General features: G+C 53.7%; 16 protein-coding genes. 10 read left to right on the top strand and 6 right to left on the bottom strand.

All coding sequences use genetic code 11. The annotated features are described in order from the left end of the window. Positions 1–6: 6 nt before the first annotated feature. Positions 7–975, bottom strand: a complete 969-nt coding sequence (locus LF95_RS19705) for a TAXI family TRAP transporter solute-binding subunit (protein WP_073956897.1) — start codon at positions 973–975, stop codon at positions 7–9. Positions 976–1,112: 137 nt separating this feature from the next. Here LF95_RS19705 and LF95_RS19700 point away from each other — a divergent pair, with 137 nt between their 5' ends. The 5 genes from LF95_RS19700 (at position 1,113) to LF95_RS19680 (ending at position 6,240) form a co-directional block, all read left to right on the top strand. Next, positions 1,113–2,042: a LysR family transcriptional regulator gene (locus LF95_RS19700; RefSeq protein WP_073956896.1), complete on the top strand. Its 930-nt coding sequence runs from the start codon at positions 1,113–1,115 to the stop codon at positions 2,040–2,042. 270 nt (positions 2,043–2,312) lie between these two features. Continuing rightward, on the top strand, positions 2,313–3,302 hold the full coding sequence (gene dctP / locus LF95_RS19695; RefSeq protein ID WP_073956895.1) for a TRAP transporter substrate-binding protein: 990 nt from the start codon (positions 2,313–2,315) through the stop codon (positions 3,300–3,302). 147 nt (positions 3,303–3,449) lie between these two features. Next, a complete protein-coding gene (locus tag LF95_RS19690) occupies positions 3,450–3,938 on the top strand; it encodes a TRAP transporter small permease (protein WP_073956894.1) in 489 nt (162 codons plus the stop codon). Next, the gene (locus tag LF95_RS19685) at positions 3,935–5,365 is read left to right on the top strand and encodes a TRAP transporter large permease (protein WP_073956893.1); all 1,431 of its coding nucleotides are present in this window, start codon (positions 3,935–3,937) and stop codon (positions 5,363–5,365) included. The genes LF95_RS19690 and LF95_RS19685 overlap by 4 nt, the downstream gene beginning before the upstream one ends. Before the next feature lie 5 nt (positions 5,366–5,370). Further along, positions 5,371–6,240, top strand: a complete 870-nt coding sequence (locus tag LF95_RS19680; protein ID WP_174561013.1) for an isocitrate lyase/PEP mutase family protein — start codon at positions 5,371–5,373, stop codon at positions 6,238–6,240. 17 nt (positions 6,241–6,257) lie between these two features. Here the strand turns inward: LF95_RS19680 and LF95_RS19675 are convergent, their stop codons facing one another. Further along, positions 6,258–7,016, bottom strand: coding sequence for a FadR/GntR family transcriptional regulator (locus tag LF95_RS19675; RefSeq protein WP_073956892.1), 759 nt, complete (start codon positions 7,014–7,016; stop codon positions 6,258–6,260). Between the two features lie 347 nt (positions 7,017–7,363). Between LF95_RS19675 and gndA the strand changes: the two genes are divergently transcribed. Continuing rightward, on the top strand, positions 7,364–8,782 hold the full coding sequence (gene gndA, locus LF95_RS19670) for an NADP-dependent phosphogluconate dehydrogenase (RefSeq protein ID WP_073956891.1): 1,419 nt from the start codon (positions 7,364–7,366) through the stop codon (positions 8,780–8,782). A gap of 884 nt (positions 8,783–9,666) precedes the next feature. On the opposite strand, the gene LF95_RS19665 is transcribed toward gndA, so the two are convergent. Then, a complete protein-coding gene (locus LF95_RS19665; RefSeq protein ID WP_073956890.1) occupies positions 9,667–10,392 on the bottom strand; it encodes a hypothetical protein in 726 nt (241 codons plus the stop codon). 101 nt (positions 10,393–10,493) lie between these two features. Beyond that, positions 10,494–11,435, bottom strand: coding sequence for a bile acid:sodium symporter family protein (locus LF95_RS19660; protein WP_073956889.1), 942 nt, complete (start codon positions 11,433–11,435; stop codon positions 10,494–10,496). Positions 11,436–11,558: 123 nt separating this feature from the next. On the opposite strand from LF95_RS19660, the gene LF95_RS19655 reads away from it, so the two are divergent. The 4 genes from LF95_RS19655 (at position 11,559) to LF95_RS19640 (ending at position 14,753) form a co-directional block, all read left to right on the top strand. Further along, positions 11,559–11,813, top strand: a complete 255-nt coding sequence (locus tag LF95_RS19655) for a hypothetical protein (protein ID WP_073956888.1) — start codon at positions 11,559–11,561, stop codon at positions 11,811–11,813. A 134-nt stretch (positions 11,814–11,947) separates the two neighbouring features. After that, positions 11,948–12,964, top strand: coding sequence for an ABC transporter substrate-binding protein (locus LF95_RS19650; protein WP_073956964.1), 1,017 nt, complete (start codon positions 11,948–11,950; stop codon positions 12,962–12,964). A gap of 11 nt (positions 12,965–12,975) precedes the next feature. Next, positions 12,976–14,001, top strand: a complete 1,026-nt coding sequence (locus tag LF95_RS19645; RefSeq protein ID WP_143182116.1) for a FecCD family ABC transporter permease — start codon at positions 12,976–12,978, stop codon at positions 13,999–14,001. Further along, positions 13,998–14,753: an ABC transporter ATP-binding protein gene (locus LF95_RS19640; protein ID WP_073956886.1), complete on the top strand. Its 756-nt coding sequence runs from the start codon at positions 13,998–14,000 to the stop codon at positions 14,751–14,753. Before LF95_RS19645 ends, LF95_RS19640 begins: the two co-directional genes overlap by 4 nt. A 69-nt stretch (positions 14,754–14,822) precedes the next feature. Here LF95_RS19640 and LF95_RS19635 read toward each other — a convergent pair whose 3' ends face one another. Together LF95_RS19635 and LF95_RS19630 are read right to left on the bottom strand one after the other, a co-directional pair. After that, positions 14,823–16,985, bottom strand: coding sequence for a dihydroxy-acid dehydratase domain-containing protein (locus tag LF95_RS19635; protein ID WP_073956885.1), 2,163 nt, complete (start codon positions 16,983–16,985; stop codon positions 14,823–14,825). 69 nt (positions 16,986–17,054) lie between these two features. After that, the gene (locus tag LF95_RS19630; RefSeq protein ID WP_073956884.1) at positions 17,055–17,816 is read right to left on the bottom strand and encodes an SDR family NAD(P)-dependent oxidoreductase; all 762 of its coding nucleotides are present in this window, start codon (positions 17,814–17,816) and stop codon (positions 17,055–17,057) included. Positions 17,817–17,915 lie beyond the last annotated feature (99 nt).

The following is a 17,915-nucleotide window of genomic DNA, read 5'->3' as shown; positions in this document are numbered from 1 at the left end:
GATTAATCAGCTTTTGGCCGGGTCCAGGCGGGCCGGAATATCATAACCATGTTCGCGGAACCATTTTGCCGCACCGGGATGCAGCGGAATGGTGCCATATTGCAGGGTCAGTTTTGCCAGGTCCGCCCCCTTCACGCTTGCCATAGCTTCGCCCTGAACGGTTTTGTCGCTCATGATGGCATCGACAATTTTATAGGCCGCATCTTCCGAAAGCTTCATGCCCGCGGCAACACCCACGCCAAAGCTCCAGGTGGAATAGGCCGGGATGCCATCGGCCGCACCGGCGGGAATATCCACCAGCGAAATGTCGGGCATTTTGTCCGACAGTGTTTTTTTCTGATCATCGGTCAGGCTGAGAACGCGGATCGGCGTGAAGGTGGCAATATCCAGTGTCGAGCTGTCCAGCCGTTCGCCCGCACCCGATTTTACATAACCGGCCAGACGGTTATCCTTGATCATGTCAACCACGTCGGTGGTGGAACCGCGCACGTAATCTGCCGACAGGCCCAGGGTTTTAAAGACAGCCTCGGTCGTGCTTTCGGTGGCAGACCCCTTGATGCCGGGATTAAAGCGTACACCAGCCAGATCGGAAAGCGATTTAACGCCGGAATCTTCGCGTACAATCACATTTTGCGGCGCGCCGGTATAAACCCACAAAAGCCCGATATCGAGCGGATGACCCTTGAATTTGTTCGTACCTACCTTGGCGTGTTGGACAACATTGGTGGTGACAAGTCCAAGATCGATCTGGTTGCGTTCGATCCGGCGCAGGTTATCCATCGTGGCACCGGTTTCAACAACCGATGAGTCAAGGCCGTCGGCTTTTTCATTGATCAGTTTGGAAACGGCAACGAAATAGCCATAGTGGCTTGAAGAGGCCGAGGTCGAACCGATCAGCAGTTTTTGCTGCGCCATTGCTGGTAAAGACAGGCCGATAGCAAGGGCGCCCGCAAGCGCGAGTGTTTTGAGTTTCATTGGTTTTCCTCCCGATTGCCCGTCATGCGGGCTTTTATGGATATTACGACAGATTATTGGTTTTCTTTTTCGCAACGTTCAAAAGTGTGCCCGATAAGTTTTGTTGCCTGAAGTGAAAAAACCGCGATAATTAGTGCATGAAACGCATTAATGTTGATATTGATGAAATGCGGGCCTTCCGTGCCCTGGTTGATAATGGCAGTTTTCGCAATGCTGCCGAAGTGATTGGTTTATCGCCCTCCGCCCTGAGCCGTCAGATCACGCGCCTGGAGGGACGGGTGGGCGCACGTTTGTTTGACCGCGATACCCGAAATGTCACGCTGACACCGCAGGGCCAGGTATTTTTGCGGCTGGCCGAACGGATTTTAAATACCACCGAAAATGCGATGGTGGAATTTACGGCCTATCAGGCCGCCCGGCGTGGCCGTTTGACCATTGCCGGTTTGCCGTCTGTCACGGCGGGTTTGTTGCCCCGGTTGGTGCAAACATTTTTGGATGCCCATCCTGATGTTGATGTGCAAATCAACGATGCCTTATCGAACGGTATTATCCGCGAGGTCGAATTGGGGCAGGCGGATTTGGGCTTTACTGCTGGTGCGGTTGAGGTTTCGGACCGTTTATCGTTTCAAAAACTTCTAACCGACCGTTTTGTTGCGGTTGGGGCACCTGGCGGGGCGCTGGATGAAAGGCGTCCTTATTCGTGGCAGGAACTGGTCAGTCAGCCCTTTGTGGCAATGGCGACCGGGACCAGTGTGCGCACCCTGACCGATGCCGCCTGTGCCCAGCGGGGTTTGGTGTTTCGTCCCCGTTTTGAAGTTTCCCATCTTGCAACAGCAGGGGCTTTTGTGTCGCAGGGATTGGGTGTTACCGCCCTGCCAGCCCTGACATTGCCGGTTTTGGGGCGCGAACCGCTTGTTTTTCGCCCTTTGGGCCAGCCAGAGCTGTTGCGCGATATTGGTCTTATCTGGCGTTCCGGGCGCACATTATCCCCCGCCGCGATGGCCTTTCTGGAGCAGGTGCGGCGCAGCGACCTTAAAACGCAAATTCCCGATCCGTTTCGCGATTAATATGGGCCCAGCAAACCGCCTGACCGGGAATCTGTTTTGGCGCGAACAGTGTTTAATCCAAATAACCCGTAGGATGATGTCGTATGCAGATCATGCGGGTGTGATGGCAAAAATTACACGCAAAAGTTAAGCAAATAAGCTGCGTTGGGAGCATTTACAGGCTTAAATCGCACATTATGACGAAAAAATGTTGAACCTTCGGGGCAAATTGGATCATCTTCGCGCATGATTTGACTTGATTGTAATTAAAAAACCCAGAGGGCGTCCAACATGAAAAGAATTGCCATGATCGCGGCCTTGATGGCAGCGGTAGGGGTCTGTGGAACGGCACAGGCGGCAGATGTTACATTACGCATCGCATCCCAGCTTCCCCCCAAGAGCCACATTGTTCAGAATCTGGATCTGTTTAAAAAAGAAGTCGAAGAGAAATCAAACGGCAGCATCGCCGTTGAAATTTATGATTCGGCAACCCTTTACAAAGACAAGGAAATTCCCAGCGCGGTTGGCTCTGGCTCCATTGAAATGGGCTCGGCTTCCTTAACGCGCTATGCGGGTGATGTGCCCGCTGTTGATGTGTTCTATCAGCCGTTCCTGATCGATTCAGAAGAAAAAGTCCGCGCCGCTGTTGCCCCCGGGTCGCCCGTGCGCGAACCGTTGGACAAAGCAATTGCCGATACTGGATCAACCGTTTTGTGGTGGCAGGCTTATGGGGGCACCATCATGCTCTCCAAGGGCGCACCGATCCATACGCCGAAAGACCTTGAAGGTAAAAAAGTCCGTGTTTTTGGCAAGTCGTTAGGCCAGTTTGTTGAAGCCGCCGGTGGTGCGCCGACTTTGATTTCCGGGTCCGAACAGTATCTGGCCTATCAGCGTGGCACGGTTGATATCGGCATGACCGGTATTTCCGGTGTGAAATCGCGTAAATTGTGGGAGGTGATGGATACCGTGACCGTCACCAACCTGGCGGATGTTGAATTCATCGTCATGATCAATACCGATTTCTGGAACAGCCTGACCGATGATCAGCGTGCCATCATTACCGCAGCGTCGCGCGATGCCGAAAAAGATGTGCGCGACCGCATGAGCGCGATTGAAGCTGAAGCCTTCAAGGAATCTGAAAAAAACGGGATGACCATTTACACCCCGACCGAAGAGGAACTGAAACAGTGGCGCGCGGTTTCGCAGCCGGTTTATGATTCCTTCCTCAAAGAATCAGGCGATCTTGGCAAGCAGGTCTTTGATGCGGCCAAAAAGCTCTGATTTGACGATTTTATAAGCCTTTGAATGGAACACCGCCGCCAGTCATATGCTGGCGGTGTTCCTGTTTTGAAAACCCAATTCGTTTTGAATTTCCATTAAAGGAAAGGCGAGGGTACGGATCAACCGGCCTTCGCGTAAAGTCCCACAATGTATGACCGATTTATTGTTGCACTGGCCTGGATAGGGGCGCTGCTGTTTGTTGCGGCAGGGCTGATGTTGAGCTGGGAAGTTGTCGCGCGGTATTTTTTCGTGCGTCCCACCATTTGGGCGGCCGAGCTTTCTCAGCTATGCCTGATATGGGGTTCGCTTATTGGTATGCCCTGGGCGCTTGCCGCACGTCGGCATATTGCGGTTGATGCCGTCACCCGGCTGTGCAGCCCAAAAATGCAGTGCGTACTCGAAATTTTGGCCATGCTTGTGGTGGGGACTTTTTCGGTTGTTGTCGCCTGGAAAGGCTATGGCATATTTTTTGAAAGCCTGGAGCGCGGCCGCACCACCGGCTCGATGCTGGACCTGCCAACCTGGATTTCCGAATTGCCGGTTTTTGTGGGTTTTGCCCTGTTGGCCCTTCAGGCCGTCATCGAGATTGCCAGTATTTTGATGGGCCGTGAAATTCCGCAAGGGGTGCATGAATGACCATTATCCTCACCCTGATCGCCCTGTTTGCGGTTCTGCTTATTCGGGTGCCAGTGGCCTTTGCCCTGGGGGGCCTGGGCCTTGCCATGCTGGTGCTGGGCGGTTTTTCACCGCTTATGGCACCGCAGGCGATTTTGTCCACGCTGGATGGCTTTATCCTGCTGGCCGTGCCGCTGTTTTTGCTGATGTCGAATGTGCTGTTGCAGGCCGGGGTTGGCAAGGATCTGTTTGCTGCGGTTAGTGCCTGGGTCGGGCATTGGCCGGGGGGTCTTGCGGTCGCAACGATTTTGTCCTGTGGGGTTTTTGCCGCCATTTCGGGTTCGTCGGTTGCCACAGCGGCAACGATTGGCACGGTTGCCATCCCGGAAATGATCAATCGGGGTTATAATAAACGCTTTGTTTATGGCCTGCTGGCGGCAGGTGGGACGCTGGGTATTCTTATTCCGCCGTCCATTCCGCTGATCATTTATGGTTTTGTCACCGAAGAATCCGTTATTTCGCTGTTTTTAGCCGGTATTGGCCCGGGCATTGCCCTGCTGGTGCTGTTTATCGTGTTTTCGATGGTTTATGCCCGTTTGGGCGGGCAGGTGCCGGAAGCGAAAAAGTCCTGGAACGAACGCTGGAGCGCGACCTTCAAGGCCTTCCCGGCAATCCTGCTCGCGGTGCTGATCATTGCCGGTATTTATGGCGGTGCCTTTACCCCGACCGAGGCCGCCGCGATTGGCTTTGCCTCCGCCCTTGCCATCACCATTCCGGTTGTGCGCTTGCCCGCCAGCATGCTTTTGGCCGATGCGGTTTATTATATGGTGTTTAAGGGGCAGGCGCCGGTCATTGGTTACATCCTGCTGCCTCTGCTTGTTTTTGGCCTGTTTCGCGGGTTTGACCGCCTTGTTACCCGCATGGATATTCGGGTGGTAATGCCTGCCTTAAGTTGGGACGGCATTAAAAAGGCCGTCTTTGAAAGCATGGCAACCACGGTTGCGGTGATCCTGATCATTGCCGGGGCCAAGGTTTTTGGCAAGGCGATCACCCTGTATCGCATTCCGCAGGATATTTCGGTTTTGATCAGCCACAATGTCGATACCCAGCTTGGGTTCGTGCTGGTCGTTTCGGTTGTTCTGCTGTTGATGGGCCTGGTATTTGAAGCCCTGTCAATGGTGCTGATCATGACGCCGGTTTTGCTGCCTGCGGCTGTCGCGTTGGGCATTGATCCAATCTGGTTTGGGGTTTACATGGTGATCATGGTTGAATGCGCCCTGATTACACCGCCAGTCGGCATGAACCTGTATGTTATTCAGTCAGTCGCACGAACACCGCTTGGCGAAGTCTCAAAGGGGGTGTTCCCCTTCATCCTCCTGATGTTTCTGACCGCCGCGATCTTGTATGTGTGGCCGGATCTGGCCCTTTATATTCCGTTTAAACTGTGAAAATCATGACACCTGCCAATACTCTTCGCGCCATGCTGGAGCGCGACGAACTGATCACCATGCCTTGCTGTTTTGACGCGCTGTCGGCAAAACTGATCCAGCAGCAGGGATTTGATCTGACCTTCATGTCGGGTTTCTCGGCGGCGGCTGCCCGCATTGGCGCGCCCGATTTGGGCTTGATGTCCTATGGCGAGGTGTTGGATCAGGCCCGCAACGTTACCGATGCGGTTTCCATCCCCGTGATTGCCGATGGCGATACCGGATATGGCAATGCCATGAATGTGAAGCGCACGGTGCAGGGCTTTGCCAAGGCCGGTTGTGCCGCCATCATGATCGAGGATCAGGTCGCCCCGAAACGCTGCGGCCATACCAAGGGCAAGGAAGTGGTCGGCCGGGACGAGGCATTTGATCGCATCCGTGCCGCTGTGGATGCACGCGCAGAAGGAGCGGATATTTTAATTCTCGCCCGCACCGATGCGCGGCATGAACATGGCCTGGGCGAGGCGATTGACCGGGCCGCGCATTTTGCGGAACTTGGGGCTGATATCCTGTTTGTCGAAGCCCCAAAATCAGTTGATGAAATGCGCAGCATTTGCGAGGCCCTCCCCGGTGCCAAAATGGCAAATATCCTTGAAGGCGGGGAAACACCGGATCTGTCGCCCGAGGAATTGCGCGAAATCGGTTTTAAAATTGCGGCTTATCCCCTGTCTCTGATGGCATCGGCGATGAAGGCAATGGTGGAAACCCTGCAATTGCTCAAGGCCGGGCAGCCCCGTGATCATATGTTGATGAACTGGGAAGAATTGCGCCAGCGCATCGGCTTTGATGATTATTACGAACAGTCGGAAAAATATTCGACCTCGCGTAGGGGGTAAGGGCGGCGTATTGCCCGTTAGGTGTGCCGCGCGATAATATGCTCGATTAGTGTGCGCATTGCGTGGCCCACTTCCTGCGGATTTTGCTGGCAAAAGGCGTAATAAACACCTTCATACAGTTCCATTTCCGGTTGCCCGTCCGCCAGGCTCAATGCGGGTGGATGTTGTTCCCACATCAGTTCCAGGGCTGAACTGATCGCAGGGAAGATCTGGTCAATCAATTCTGAACCGGCGGCATTGATCAGGGCCTGATGAAAGGCCAGGTCTGCGCCAATAAGGGCAGCACGGCGGTCATGTTCATTGGCACTTTGGTCCCGGTAAGTATCCTTTTTGGCCTGCCATGCGTCATCAACTTTTTGCCGCGCTTCTGTATCAGCCATCATCGAGGCATGTTCAACAATGCCCGGTTCCAAAATCAGGCAGAATTTTAAAAGGTCACGTAGTAATCCGTCCCGGTCCCCGGCACGAAGACGCCAATCCATCACATCGGGGTCCAGCATGCGCCATTCTGACCGGGGTAAAACCCGTGTGCCATCCGATGTGCGGGAGCGGATAAGCCCCTTTGCCGTTAAAATGCGGCAGGCCTCGCGGATCACCGAACGGCTGACATCAAGTTCCGTCACCAGATCGGCCTCTTTGGCGATCGCGGACCCTTCCGGCCATTCACCGCTGACAATGCGTTCGCCCAAACGGGCCACCACGGTGCCAATAATACCGCGTATTTCGATGGTTCCGGCAATGGGGGTCATATGTCGAAGGGGGCGGGAAGCGCGCATTTTCAAGGACCTTTCTGCTTTATCAGATAAACATACAAACAAAATTCCACCATGTCACCGGCGGGAAATATTTGATGGCAAAAATGCAGGGCAGGGAGAAATTTTCGCAAATGAATTTAAAATCGTCGCTGCAAACAGGTGCGAAATTGCTATCTACACGCTATGTTAAGCGCGCAAATTACGGTATCACCCTGTTATTGTTTAAGAACAATATGGGTAACTTGTGCGTTTCACGCATAGGATAGGCATTGCCAACGGGCATATGTTGATTGTTGAACGGAAAAAAAGACGGGCAGTGCACTATGCTGTTCTTCTTGGCCCACCAGATCAGAAATAGGAAAGTGAACATGTCGGAACAGCCTCAGGTAGGTTTGATTGGTTTGGGAACGATGGGCGCGGCCCTGTCACTGAATATTGCCGAAAAGGGGCATGCACTCGCCGTTTATAACCGGACCGGAAGTGTCACCGATGCGTTTGTCAAAAATGCTGGCGACCTTGCATCGCGCCTGACGCCGACCGATAGCCTGGAAAATTTTGTCGCCGCGATTGCGGCACCGCGCGTGATTATTCTGATGGTGCCGGCAGGTTCGGTCGTGGATGACCATATCGATGCGCTGAAGCCGCTGCTGGGCGCGGACGACCTGATCATTGATGCCGGCAATGCCAATTTCTATGACACCGAACGGCGTGCCGAACGGGCCCGGAATGAAAAGTTCGGTTTCATCGGCATTGGTGTTTCGGGTGGCGAAAGCGGCGCACGGCATGGCCCGTCCATCATGGTCGGTGGTACGGAGGCCGACTGGCAGCGTGTTGCCCCGATGCTTGAAGCCATTTCCGCCAAATATGAAGGCACGCCCTGTGCATCGCTGATGGGTCCGGGCGGTGCGGGCCATTTTGTAAAAATGGTGCATAACGGCATCGAATATGCCGACATGCAAATGATCGCCGAGGTTTACAGCCTGATGCGCGACGGCATGGGCTATAAAGCCCCGCAGGTTGCCGATGTGTTTGAAGGCTGGAACAAGGGCCGGCTTGAATCCTATCTGATCGAGATTTCGGCCAAGGTTTCGCGCGCCAATGACCCGATTTCGGGCAATGCCATGCTTGATGTTATCCTGGATAAAGCAGGCCAAAAGGGAACTGGTCGCTGGACCGCGATTGAGGCCCAGCAGCTTGCCGTGCCTGTTCCCGTGATTGAGGCCGCTGTTGCGGCCCGTAACCTTTCGGCTCGTCTTGAAATGCGCCAGCGCGGCGCAGAGCATTTTGGTGATGCGCAAAAGGCGCTGGAAGGCGAAGGCGTTGCCGCCCAAACCCTTGAAAATGCCCTGATTGCCGGGAAAATCCTGTGTTATGCGCAGGGATTTGAGATGCTGGCAGCCGCCGCAGCCCACTTTAAATGGGATTTGCCAATGCCCGCCATTGCCCGTGTCTGGCGCGAAGGCTGCATCATTCGCTCTGACATGCTCAATGACATGGCCACGGCGCTGACCAACAACCCGGGCGATAACCTGATTTTCGCCGAGCCTTTCTCCGGCCTGCTGAAAGAATGCGAAGCAGATTTGCGCGATACCGTGATTGCCGCCACCCGTGCAGGTATTGCGGTCCCGGCGCTGGCGGCTGGCCTTTCCTGGTTTGACACGGTTCGGACCCGTCGCACATCGGCCAATATGATCCAGGCGCAGCGTGACTATTTTGGCGCACATGGCTTTGAACGTGTGGATGGCAAAGACGAGCCGCATGGCCCCTGGGCCGGTCACGAAGACTGATTTTGCGAAATGGCATTTCAAAACGGCGGCACGATCAAAAGTGCCGCCGTTTCTGCGAAGCATTTTGCTAAAACGAGGTCATCATGAACGCTTCAGAACTTTCGTGTTATGGAGCATCGCTATTATTTGTCATAACATAGATTATAGCTCTTGGCGCGCAGTTTCGGAAGTGCTGCTTCGAGATTGATCGGATACCCTTTTTGGGGTCGTGCGTAAGTTCAAAACCGACTTACTTTCAGTCTGTCATGACCGTTAAGCTTATTAGAAACACGCAGCTTGGGTTGTCTCTCAACAAGCATATTGCTGTCGGAGATATTGGTGTTCCAAGATATTGGGTTACAGTTTGGGAAGCATCAAACGGTACAATTTTAGACCGTCCAAACTAACCAATCGCCTATAGGCGATTGCTCAGTAATTGCGCGGACGTCATTGCCCTGGCCCGATGACCGCCGTCTTGAAGTACGTGAGACGATCCCACTCCACACATTGAAACACCTTCTGTCCATTCTGGAGGTCTCATGATCCAAGGGTATTACCCTGCAGTTAATATATCAATAATGATGTGTTGCAGGGCTTGGCGGAGAGGCTAATATCGTGTTGAATTTAAATGATGGCCTACTAATGTTGGTTCGATAGGTGCTTCTGTTCCTTTTGTCGGAAAAGAACTACGACATAATGCCAGCAAGTTCTGCGCCACGAGATTTCCTGCAGCCCTCAATACACTCAGGTTGTAGAGACTTAAGGGCGACCCAAAGATGGCCGATCCAAACGTAGACTTTCATGTTACAGACCGCAGCGGTTTGATGTCGATTAACAATATCTAGGAAGAACGGACTTTCATTTTTAATGATCGCCGTCATAGAAAGTGAGCCACGGAAGAAACCCTATTCGTGTAGACCCCAGTTTTTGTCAGGGTTGTTTCTCCGATTGCCACTATAGCGGCTAGATTTTTTGAACAAGCGCTTAACGCCATTTTGATCGACCCATGAGATTACGACTTCGGAATCCCGATTTTTACCTGTGTTGCTGGTAAATGTGTGAACTCTTTTGGTAACTTCAAAACCCCCGATCTGCATTGTGTGAGTCCCGGGTCCTTTGTGTTTCCAGAAAACAGCATCGAGTAGAGGGTAGGAAAATTTATCCTGGGTAATTAAGTCAGGATTGTCTAACAAGTTGTTATAGGTTTCCTTCTCGGTCATTGCTTGCGCATCTGCGACAGCTTGCGCCTCACGTAGTACGGGTTCAGATCGGGCATAGTCATCCAGCGCTGAGGTGGCTTCGATCAGTGAGTTTGACTTCTGCAACTTGAAAATACCGGCATTGTACAGAAGGGCCAGCACCTTCGCTGCGGCAGGGGTAATGCGGGCTGCACCATATTCCTCATTTTCAAAAAACTCACAGGATTGAGAAAAAGAGACCTCAACTTGGGAGTTTTTGCCAGCGACGACGATTTTAGGATCGATTTCCTCGTCGGTTTGTTCAAGGCGCTTCCCGCAAAGAATGCTGTGGATTTCCTTGAGTTCCTGGCGCGCTAGTCGAGGTTTAATATTGGGCAACAGATTGATCGCTGTATCTAGACGCATCATAAATTCTGGGCGAAGTTTGGTCATGGTTCTCTAACCGGAATGATTTGTGGGAGGTGTGTTTTCCGCGCGCTTCGTGGCCACCGGTAGTTGTACAGCTTCGATCCCATATTATCACATTATAAGATTTACGAGATGGGCTGATTATTTTCGGTTTTGAGATCGGCCTCGTCAACCGGCTTGCGGCTCCAGTACCCGGCCAGAAGCGACCCGGATATATTGTGCCAGACACTGAACAATGTGCCGGGCAGCGCCGAAACCGGGGTAAAGAATTTCATCGCTAGCGCGGTTGCCAGGCCGGAATTTTGCAGGCCGACTTCAAAGGCGATGGTGCGGCAGATTTTGCGATCAAAGCCCAAAAGTGCCGTTACCCCATAGCCAAGTGACAGGCCAATGGCATTATGCAGCATCACGGCCAATGCCACGATCAAACCCACACTGGCGATTTTATCCGCATTAAGCGCGACAACGATGGCAATGATGACCAGGATGGCAACCATAGAAATATAGGGGAAGACCATTTCAACCTTGCGCACCCATTTCGAGGCGATTTCGTTGAGCACGACACCGATAATCACAGGCACCAAGACAATTTTGACCAGCGACATCAACATGGGTTGGACCGGCACATCAATGCTTTGCCCGGCCAGAAAGGCTACCAGAACCGGGGTAAGGAAAACGCCGATAATGGTGGAGGTCGCGGTCATGGAAATGGAAAGTGCCGTATCCCCCTTTGCCAGATAGCACATCACGTTGGAAGATGTTCCGCCCGCGACACTGCCTACCAGCAACATGCCAACCGTCAGGTCATCGTCAAAGCCAAACAGTTTCGCCACCAGCCAGGCAGCAACCGGCATGATCAGGAATTGCAACATCACGCCAACCACCAGCGCCTTGCGGCTTTTGGCGACATTGGCAAAATCCTTTGCCGTCAAAGTCAGCCCCATTGCCAACATGATGACCATCAGCAAGGGCACAATATAAGAACTAAGCGATGTAAACGGCCCTGGCATGAAAAAAGCCAGTAACGAGAGCAACAACGCCCATACTGGAAAAAGTTGAAGGATCACGAACGTTTCTCCTGTTATGCGGTTTTTTGATTATTAGGCCCCTGCCCCGGTGTCTGTCCCCCATGACAAGTGACCAACCCGACAAGACCCCGCAAATGGCACCCGCCCCTGTTGACAAGGTGCATGGTGGTCGATCTTTATGGAATAACATCGCCACAGATACAACGTGTTATCCATTTTATTCATTCCAGTTTGTCTGGCAGATTAATCATCTTTAAGATTATTCATCTTTGGGGTGATGAAATCGGTTTGTCGGGCTTTGACAGTTTCTCGGCTGGTGCTGCCCTTGCCTGTCGTTCAGGATTCGCGCTGCCGGAGGGCTTTAACGATATGACCGCCGGTCATTTTGTAAGCGTGATGCCATTTCAGCCTCTTTGAAGGTGAATTTGCGGATCAATTGCGTTTTCCTGGTTGAATTTGATATTTATTCGCAAAAATTAACTTGAATTTGCAGTTTCATAAGGGGTACTACTCCCCGCCAGATTTTAGTGACCAAGCGTGTGGCGGTTCATATGTGTTCAAAATCCTTTTTTCTGCCTGCCTGCCTGATGGCGGCATTCCTGGGTGTTTCATCTGCAAAGGCGGAAGCGACCAAATATCCGTTGACGATACAGAATTGTGGTGTCGAAGTGACCTTTCAAAAGGCACCGGAACGCGCCGTCGCTCTGGGACAGAACAGTGCTGAAATTCTCTTGATGCTGGGTCTTGAGGACAAAATGAAAGCATCGGCCTTTTGGCCGACCAAAGTGCTGCCCGAGCTGGCAGAAGCCAATAAAAAGGTAAAGTTGCTGACGGTTGAAATCCCGACGCTTGAATCAATTTTGGCCGAAGAACCTGATTTTATCGCGGCACAATTGCCTCTGCTGCTGGGCCCCGACAGCAAGGTTGCCAAACGCGAGGATTTCGCCGCCCTTGGTATTCCCAGCTATATGGCCCCGGGCATTTGCAATACCCGCAAAGATACCAATGATCTTTACGGAAGCCGCGGACAACTGTGGAACATGGATCTTCTGTATCAGGAGATTGACGAGCTTTCGCGGATTTTCGATGTTGCCGATCGCGGGCAAAAGCTGATCGCCAATTTCAAGGCGCGCGAAGCAGCCCTGCGCGCCCGGTTTAAACCAAACCCCGATTTGAGCTTCCTGTTCTGGTTCAGCAGCCCTTCAGCCGCCGATGATGCCTATTTGGGAGGTAAAAACGGAGCGTCCGGTTTTATTGCCAATGTTTTGGGCGGGCATAACGCCATTACCACCGAAACCGAATGGCCAACTGTTGGATGGGAAGGCATTATTGCCGCCAACCCGACCGTCATCGTCGTGGCCTCGCTGGATCGAAACCGCTGGGACCTCGACAAGGCGGAAAACAAAATCGCCTTTTTGAAAAGCGATCCCGCAGTCCGGCTGATGGAAGCGGTGCAGAAAAATCGTATTCTTGTTATGAATGGTGCTGCCATGAACCCGACGATCCGTACCATTTACGGTGCGGAGGAAATTGCCGACAAGCTTGAGGCACTTGGACTTGAGAAGTGACCAGAACTTCCATGATTTCAAAGAAAACAATCGGCTTTGAACTACTTCTGGCTATTTCGTTTGTGATTCTGGCCCTGGCGATTGCAATGGCGGTTGGCATTGGTGAGATGCGCATTCCCCTGCGCACGGTTTTCCTGTCAGTCACCAATCATATGGGCCTGAGCACAGCCGAGATCAGCCGTATTCAGGATAGCGTTATCTGGAACCTGCGTTTGAGCCGTGCTTTGGTCACGGCTCTTTGCGGGGCGGGGCTTGCGATATGCGGGGCGGTGCTGCAAACGCTGCTGCGTAATTCACTGGCGGAGCCTTACGTGCTAGGGGTTTCGGCCGGGGCTTCTACCGGGGCTGTCGCCGTGATTATTCTGGGTGTTGGCGCGGGCGCGGTTTCATTGTCCATGGGGGCCTTTGCCGGGGCGATGGCCGCCTTTGTTTTTGTGGCCGCCTTGTCAAACAGCGGACGCGGCGGACCAGACCGGACCATTTTAGCCGGGGTGGCTGCCGCCCAGCTTTTTAACGCGCTGACCGCCTATATCGTCACCACATCGGGCAATGCGCAGCAGGCACGCGATATCATGTTCTGGCTTCTGGGCAGCTTTGGCGGTGTGCGCTGGCCCGAATTTCAGCTTTTGATCGTGATCATTATCATCGGACTGGCGATTTGCATCTGGCATGCCCAGGCACTGGATGCCTTTACCTTTGGCGACGATGCCGCCGCCTCGATGGGTATTGCTGTGGAACGGGTACGGATTATTCTTTTTGCCGTGACGGCACTTATTACCGCAACCATTGTCAGCATGGTCGGGTCGATTGGTTTTGTCGGTTTGGTGGTGCCCCATGCCGTGCGTTTCCTGATCGGACCGGGGCATTTCCGTTTATTGCCCGCTTGTGCGCTGGTGGGGGCCGTGTTCATGGTGTTGGCGGATATCGTATCGCGAACTGTGATGGACCAACAAACCCTTCCTATCGGCATTGTCACCGCCCTGGTGGGTGTGCCGTGTTTCTCGCTCATTCTTTACCGTGCGAGGCAGGCTGTATGAGCATTCAGGCAGAAAATCTGATATGGCGGGTGGGTCGCAAGACCATCGTCGATGATGTGTCGCTGAGCATCAAGCCCGGCACCGTGCTGGGGTTGCTGGGCCCGAACGGGTCGGGTAAATCATCGCTTTTACGCTTGCTTGCCGGGTTGCGCCGCCCTGCCACCGGGCGGATCACTCTTGAAGGCCGCGACATATCGCGCATATCCCGCCGGGACCTGGCCCAGCGTGTTGCCCTGGTACAGCAACATGCCGCCACCGAAATAAACATGGCGGTTGAAGATGTTGTGCGTTTGGGACGAACACCGCATCGATCACCACTGGCAGGCTGGACGCAGCTTGATGCCCATGCGGTTGATACGGCCCTGCAACAGGTTGGTATGACGGATTTTCGCCATGTCAGCTGGCAAAGCCTGTCGGGTGGGGAAAGGCAGCGGGTGCATATTGCGCGCGCCCTGGCACAGCAACCCCGCGAACTGTTTTTGGACGAACCAACCAACCACCTTGATATTCAGCATCAATTGGGACTGTTGCGCCTGATTACCCGTTTGGGCCTGACCAGCATCGTTGCCCTGCATGATCTGAACCATGCGGCCATGTTTTGCGATTATTTGCTGGTGCTTAATCATGGCAAAGTCGTTGCCACCGGCACCCCGGCCGAGGTTTTGACACCCGACCTTTTAAGTGAGGTTTTTAAGGTGGAATGTGATTTCGCCCCACATGAAGACGGGTTTCACATCCTGTTTAAAAAGTGACCGGCCATATGGCGGGTTAACGGAAGGCCTCATTGTGTGGCGCCTTCCGTTGCCGGGAATCATCCCATATCACCGCCACGGAAAGATGGCGCGCCGGTCCACCATTTCGGGGACAATGCCGCGTGCCGCGTTCGAGACATGGTCCATCACATTACAGGCCGCGACATCAAGCTGACGGTTTGACATGCGCTGATGACGCTGGTCAAACACGGCCTTGCGGTCGGCGACCTTGGCCGGATTACCGGGCACCTCCTGGCCATTGATAAAGGCGTCACGCTCCAGCCAGTCCAGGGTCAGGCTGGTAAGGTTCAGGCGCAAAATATCGCCATCCTTCAAATAACCAATGCCACCCCCCGTAAAGGCCTCGGGCACCATATGACCGATACAGGCACCCTTGGTGACGCCGGAATAACGCCCATCGGTGATCAGCATGCTTGATGCCTCGAGGATGCGATGATGGCGCAAGTTTTGTGAGGGCGAGAACATTTCCGGCATGCCATAGGCCTCTGGCCCCTGCCCGCCAATCACAAAAGCAAACGACAAATAACCCTGTGCCAGCATATCCCGGGAGGTCATCTCAGTCGTTACATCGCCACCATTGCGTTTAACCACTGCCCGCACCAATGCCGGGTCAACGCCATCGGTTTTCATCAAACGGTCGACAAGGTCCGGCGAGGCAAAGTCGTCATTACAGACATGTTCGTTTTCATAATAGCGGACAATGAAAACGTGATCGTTAAAGTGATTGAGCAAATGATCGCTCATACCCGATGTTTTAACAGCACAATTTTCAAAAAAGCTGCCGGTAATCACATCGACCCCGGAGCGCTGACGTATTGGTGTTGCCCGGATGACAGATTTGTCCCCCAGCGACAAATCAACCGGGTTATCCAGTCCGGCAATCCGCTCCGCCCAGGTTTTTCCCAAAATCGTGGGGGCATCCAGGTCCATTGCGACACCCAGATCGGACAGGATGCGATAAATGCTTTCCATGCCCCGGTTTTGGCCCTCCGCCATTTGCTGGGCCAGCACAAAGGTATCGCGGTTTTCCGTCAGGCTGTGAGCAAAAATCTCGGGCACCGGTGTTTCGGTGCGCACAGCCTGATAATCATCAATCGTAATGTCGAACCCGGCATGACGCATCATGAAAGGCAGATGCAGCAGCATGTTGCTGCTTGACCCTGTGGCGTTATGAACCCGGACAAAATTGGCAAAATTCGCCTTGAGCAAATTGCCAATTGCATATTCCGGGCGATTGAACACCGAAAACAGCGTATCCACCCCGCTGGCAACGGCCTCGTAAGGGGGCACATCGGTTAGAAGCTCCAGCTCCGGCGGGGTCAGGCCAAAGGCCGCCAGCATGGTGCGCGATGAATTGCCCGTGCCGTTAAAGGCACAAATACCGCCCTTGGAGTCACAGGTGGCGGTTGCCAGTTCATCGAGAATGCGGCGTTCCATTGCCCCGTCAATCACGCCGATCAAACGCGCCCGTTCCAGCAAACCGGCAAAGGCTTCGTCGGATGTGCATTGCAGGATGTAACGCATATTTTCGCGAATATCACCGCCAAGGTCGTCATGCCCGGCGGCATCGGAATCATGTGCAACCTGATCAAGCAAACGGCGCGTGCCTTCGGGAATTTCGCCACCTTTTAACACATGGGCCGGGGCAAATACCGCCCAAACCGGGGCCTGATCACCACGATGGGCACGTGCGCGGTCCGCTGCGGCCAACCCGGCCACCACGGCCGAGGGGGATTTGTCGCACCCGGCAATCACGTAAGCCGCATGATAGCTGTGCCCTTCAAAGGTAATATTCACCGCGGTTGCCGTGGTATTGCGCGATGCCAGCGAATAGCTTTGACCGATATTGTTTTGCGCCGTGCCATCACAAATGACCGGCACATGAAACAAAAACGGCACCCCGCCCTGTTCCCAAATGCGCAGGGCGGCCATTAAGGCGTGGGGCCGGTCCAGCAAGTGGGCGGGATGGTCCGGCGCCCCGGCAATGATGGCAACACGCGGCCGGTTTTCCACCAGGCGTCCCACCACATCGCGAATTTCGGGCACATTGAATTTCTGCTGTTTGACAAGGGCCGGGTTTTCATTGGCGGCATCGCGCAACAGGCGCACCACCGTAATGGGCTGGTTTGCCAGCCCCTGAATGCAATCGCGATAGGGGTTGGCTTTTTCGTTGATAACAACCGGTTCGTTATGATGTGTCAGGCGGGACATGGCAGCGGGCTCGATATTCGGGTGTTGCGAAAAAAGGCATGATGACCAGTATGACGGTCGGAGACAGTCTTATACCAGCCCGCCATCAACGATAAAGCTTTGTGATGAACAGGCCGACGAAACATCGGATGCCAGAAACAGCACCATCTGCGCCACATCATCGCCAACCAGCCGACGTTTAACGCATTGTTGTTGCTGAATGCGGGCTTCATCCTCGGCGGTGATCCACAAATCAAGCTGGCGCTGGGTGATGATACAGCCGGGGATAACGGTGTTTACGCGAATGCCATCGCCGCCCCAGTCCCGTGCCAGGGCGCGGGTCATGCCGATAATGCCCGCCTTTGCGGTTTCATAGGCGACCAGATCGGGCAGGCCCATCATGTAACTGACCGAACTGAAATTGATGATACTGCCCTGCCCCTGATCCGCCATTGCCGGGGCCACGGCGCGGGCGCAGAAAAACTGATGCGATAAATTGACATCGAGCTTGTCGCGCCATTCGTCGGGACCGGTTTCGGCGGGCGAATGCCGGTCATCGCGGGCGGCATTGTTGACCAGCACGTCAATCGTGCCAATTGCGTTGGCCATTTTGGCAATGGCATCGGGAATGGCCGACTGGTTGCGAAGGTCCAGCGACGCAAAAACCGGGCGAACCGAGTGTTCTTTTGCAATGTCATCGCACAGGCGCATGGCAGCAGAATCGTCGATATCAAAAAAGCCGACCTTCGCCCCCTGGGCACAAAATGACCGCACAATCGCCGCCCCAATTCCCGACGCGCCGCCGGTCACAAGAACCGATTTACGGTTCAAATCATGATAGGTTGCTGGCATAACGTTCCCCGCTTCTGGTTTATTTTTCTACATAAATTAAATATTGCATTTCAGCATATGAAATGGCTCAAAAATTCAATCAAAAGTTATTTTTAATGA

The organism is Thalassospira sp. TSL5-1 (assembly GCF_001907695.1).
GTDB lineage: Bacteria > Pseudomonadota > Alphaproteobacteria > Rhodospirillales > Thalassospiraceae > Thalassospira.
Note: the sequence above shows the minus strand (reverse complement) of the source record. Positions and strands in the feature narration are given on the sequence as shown.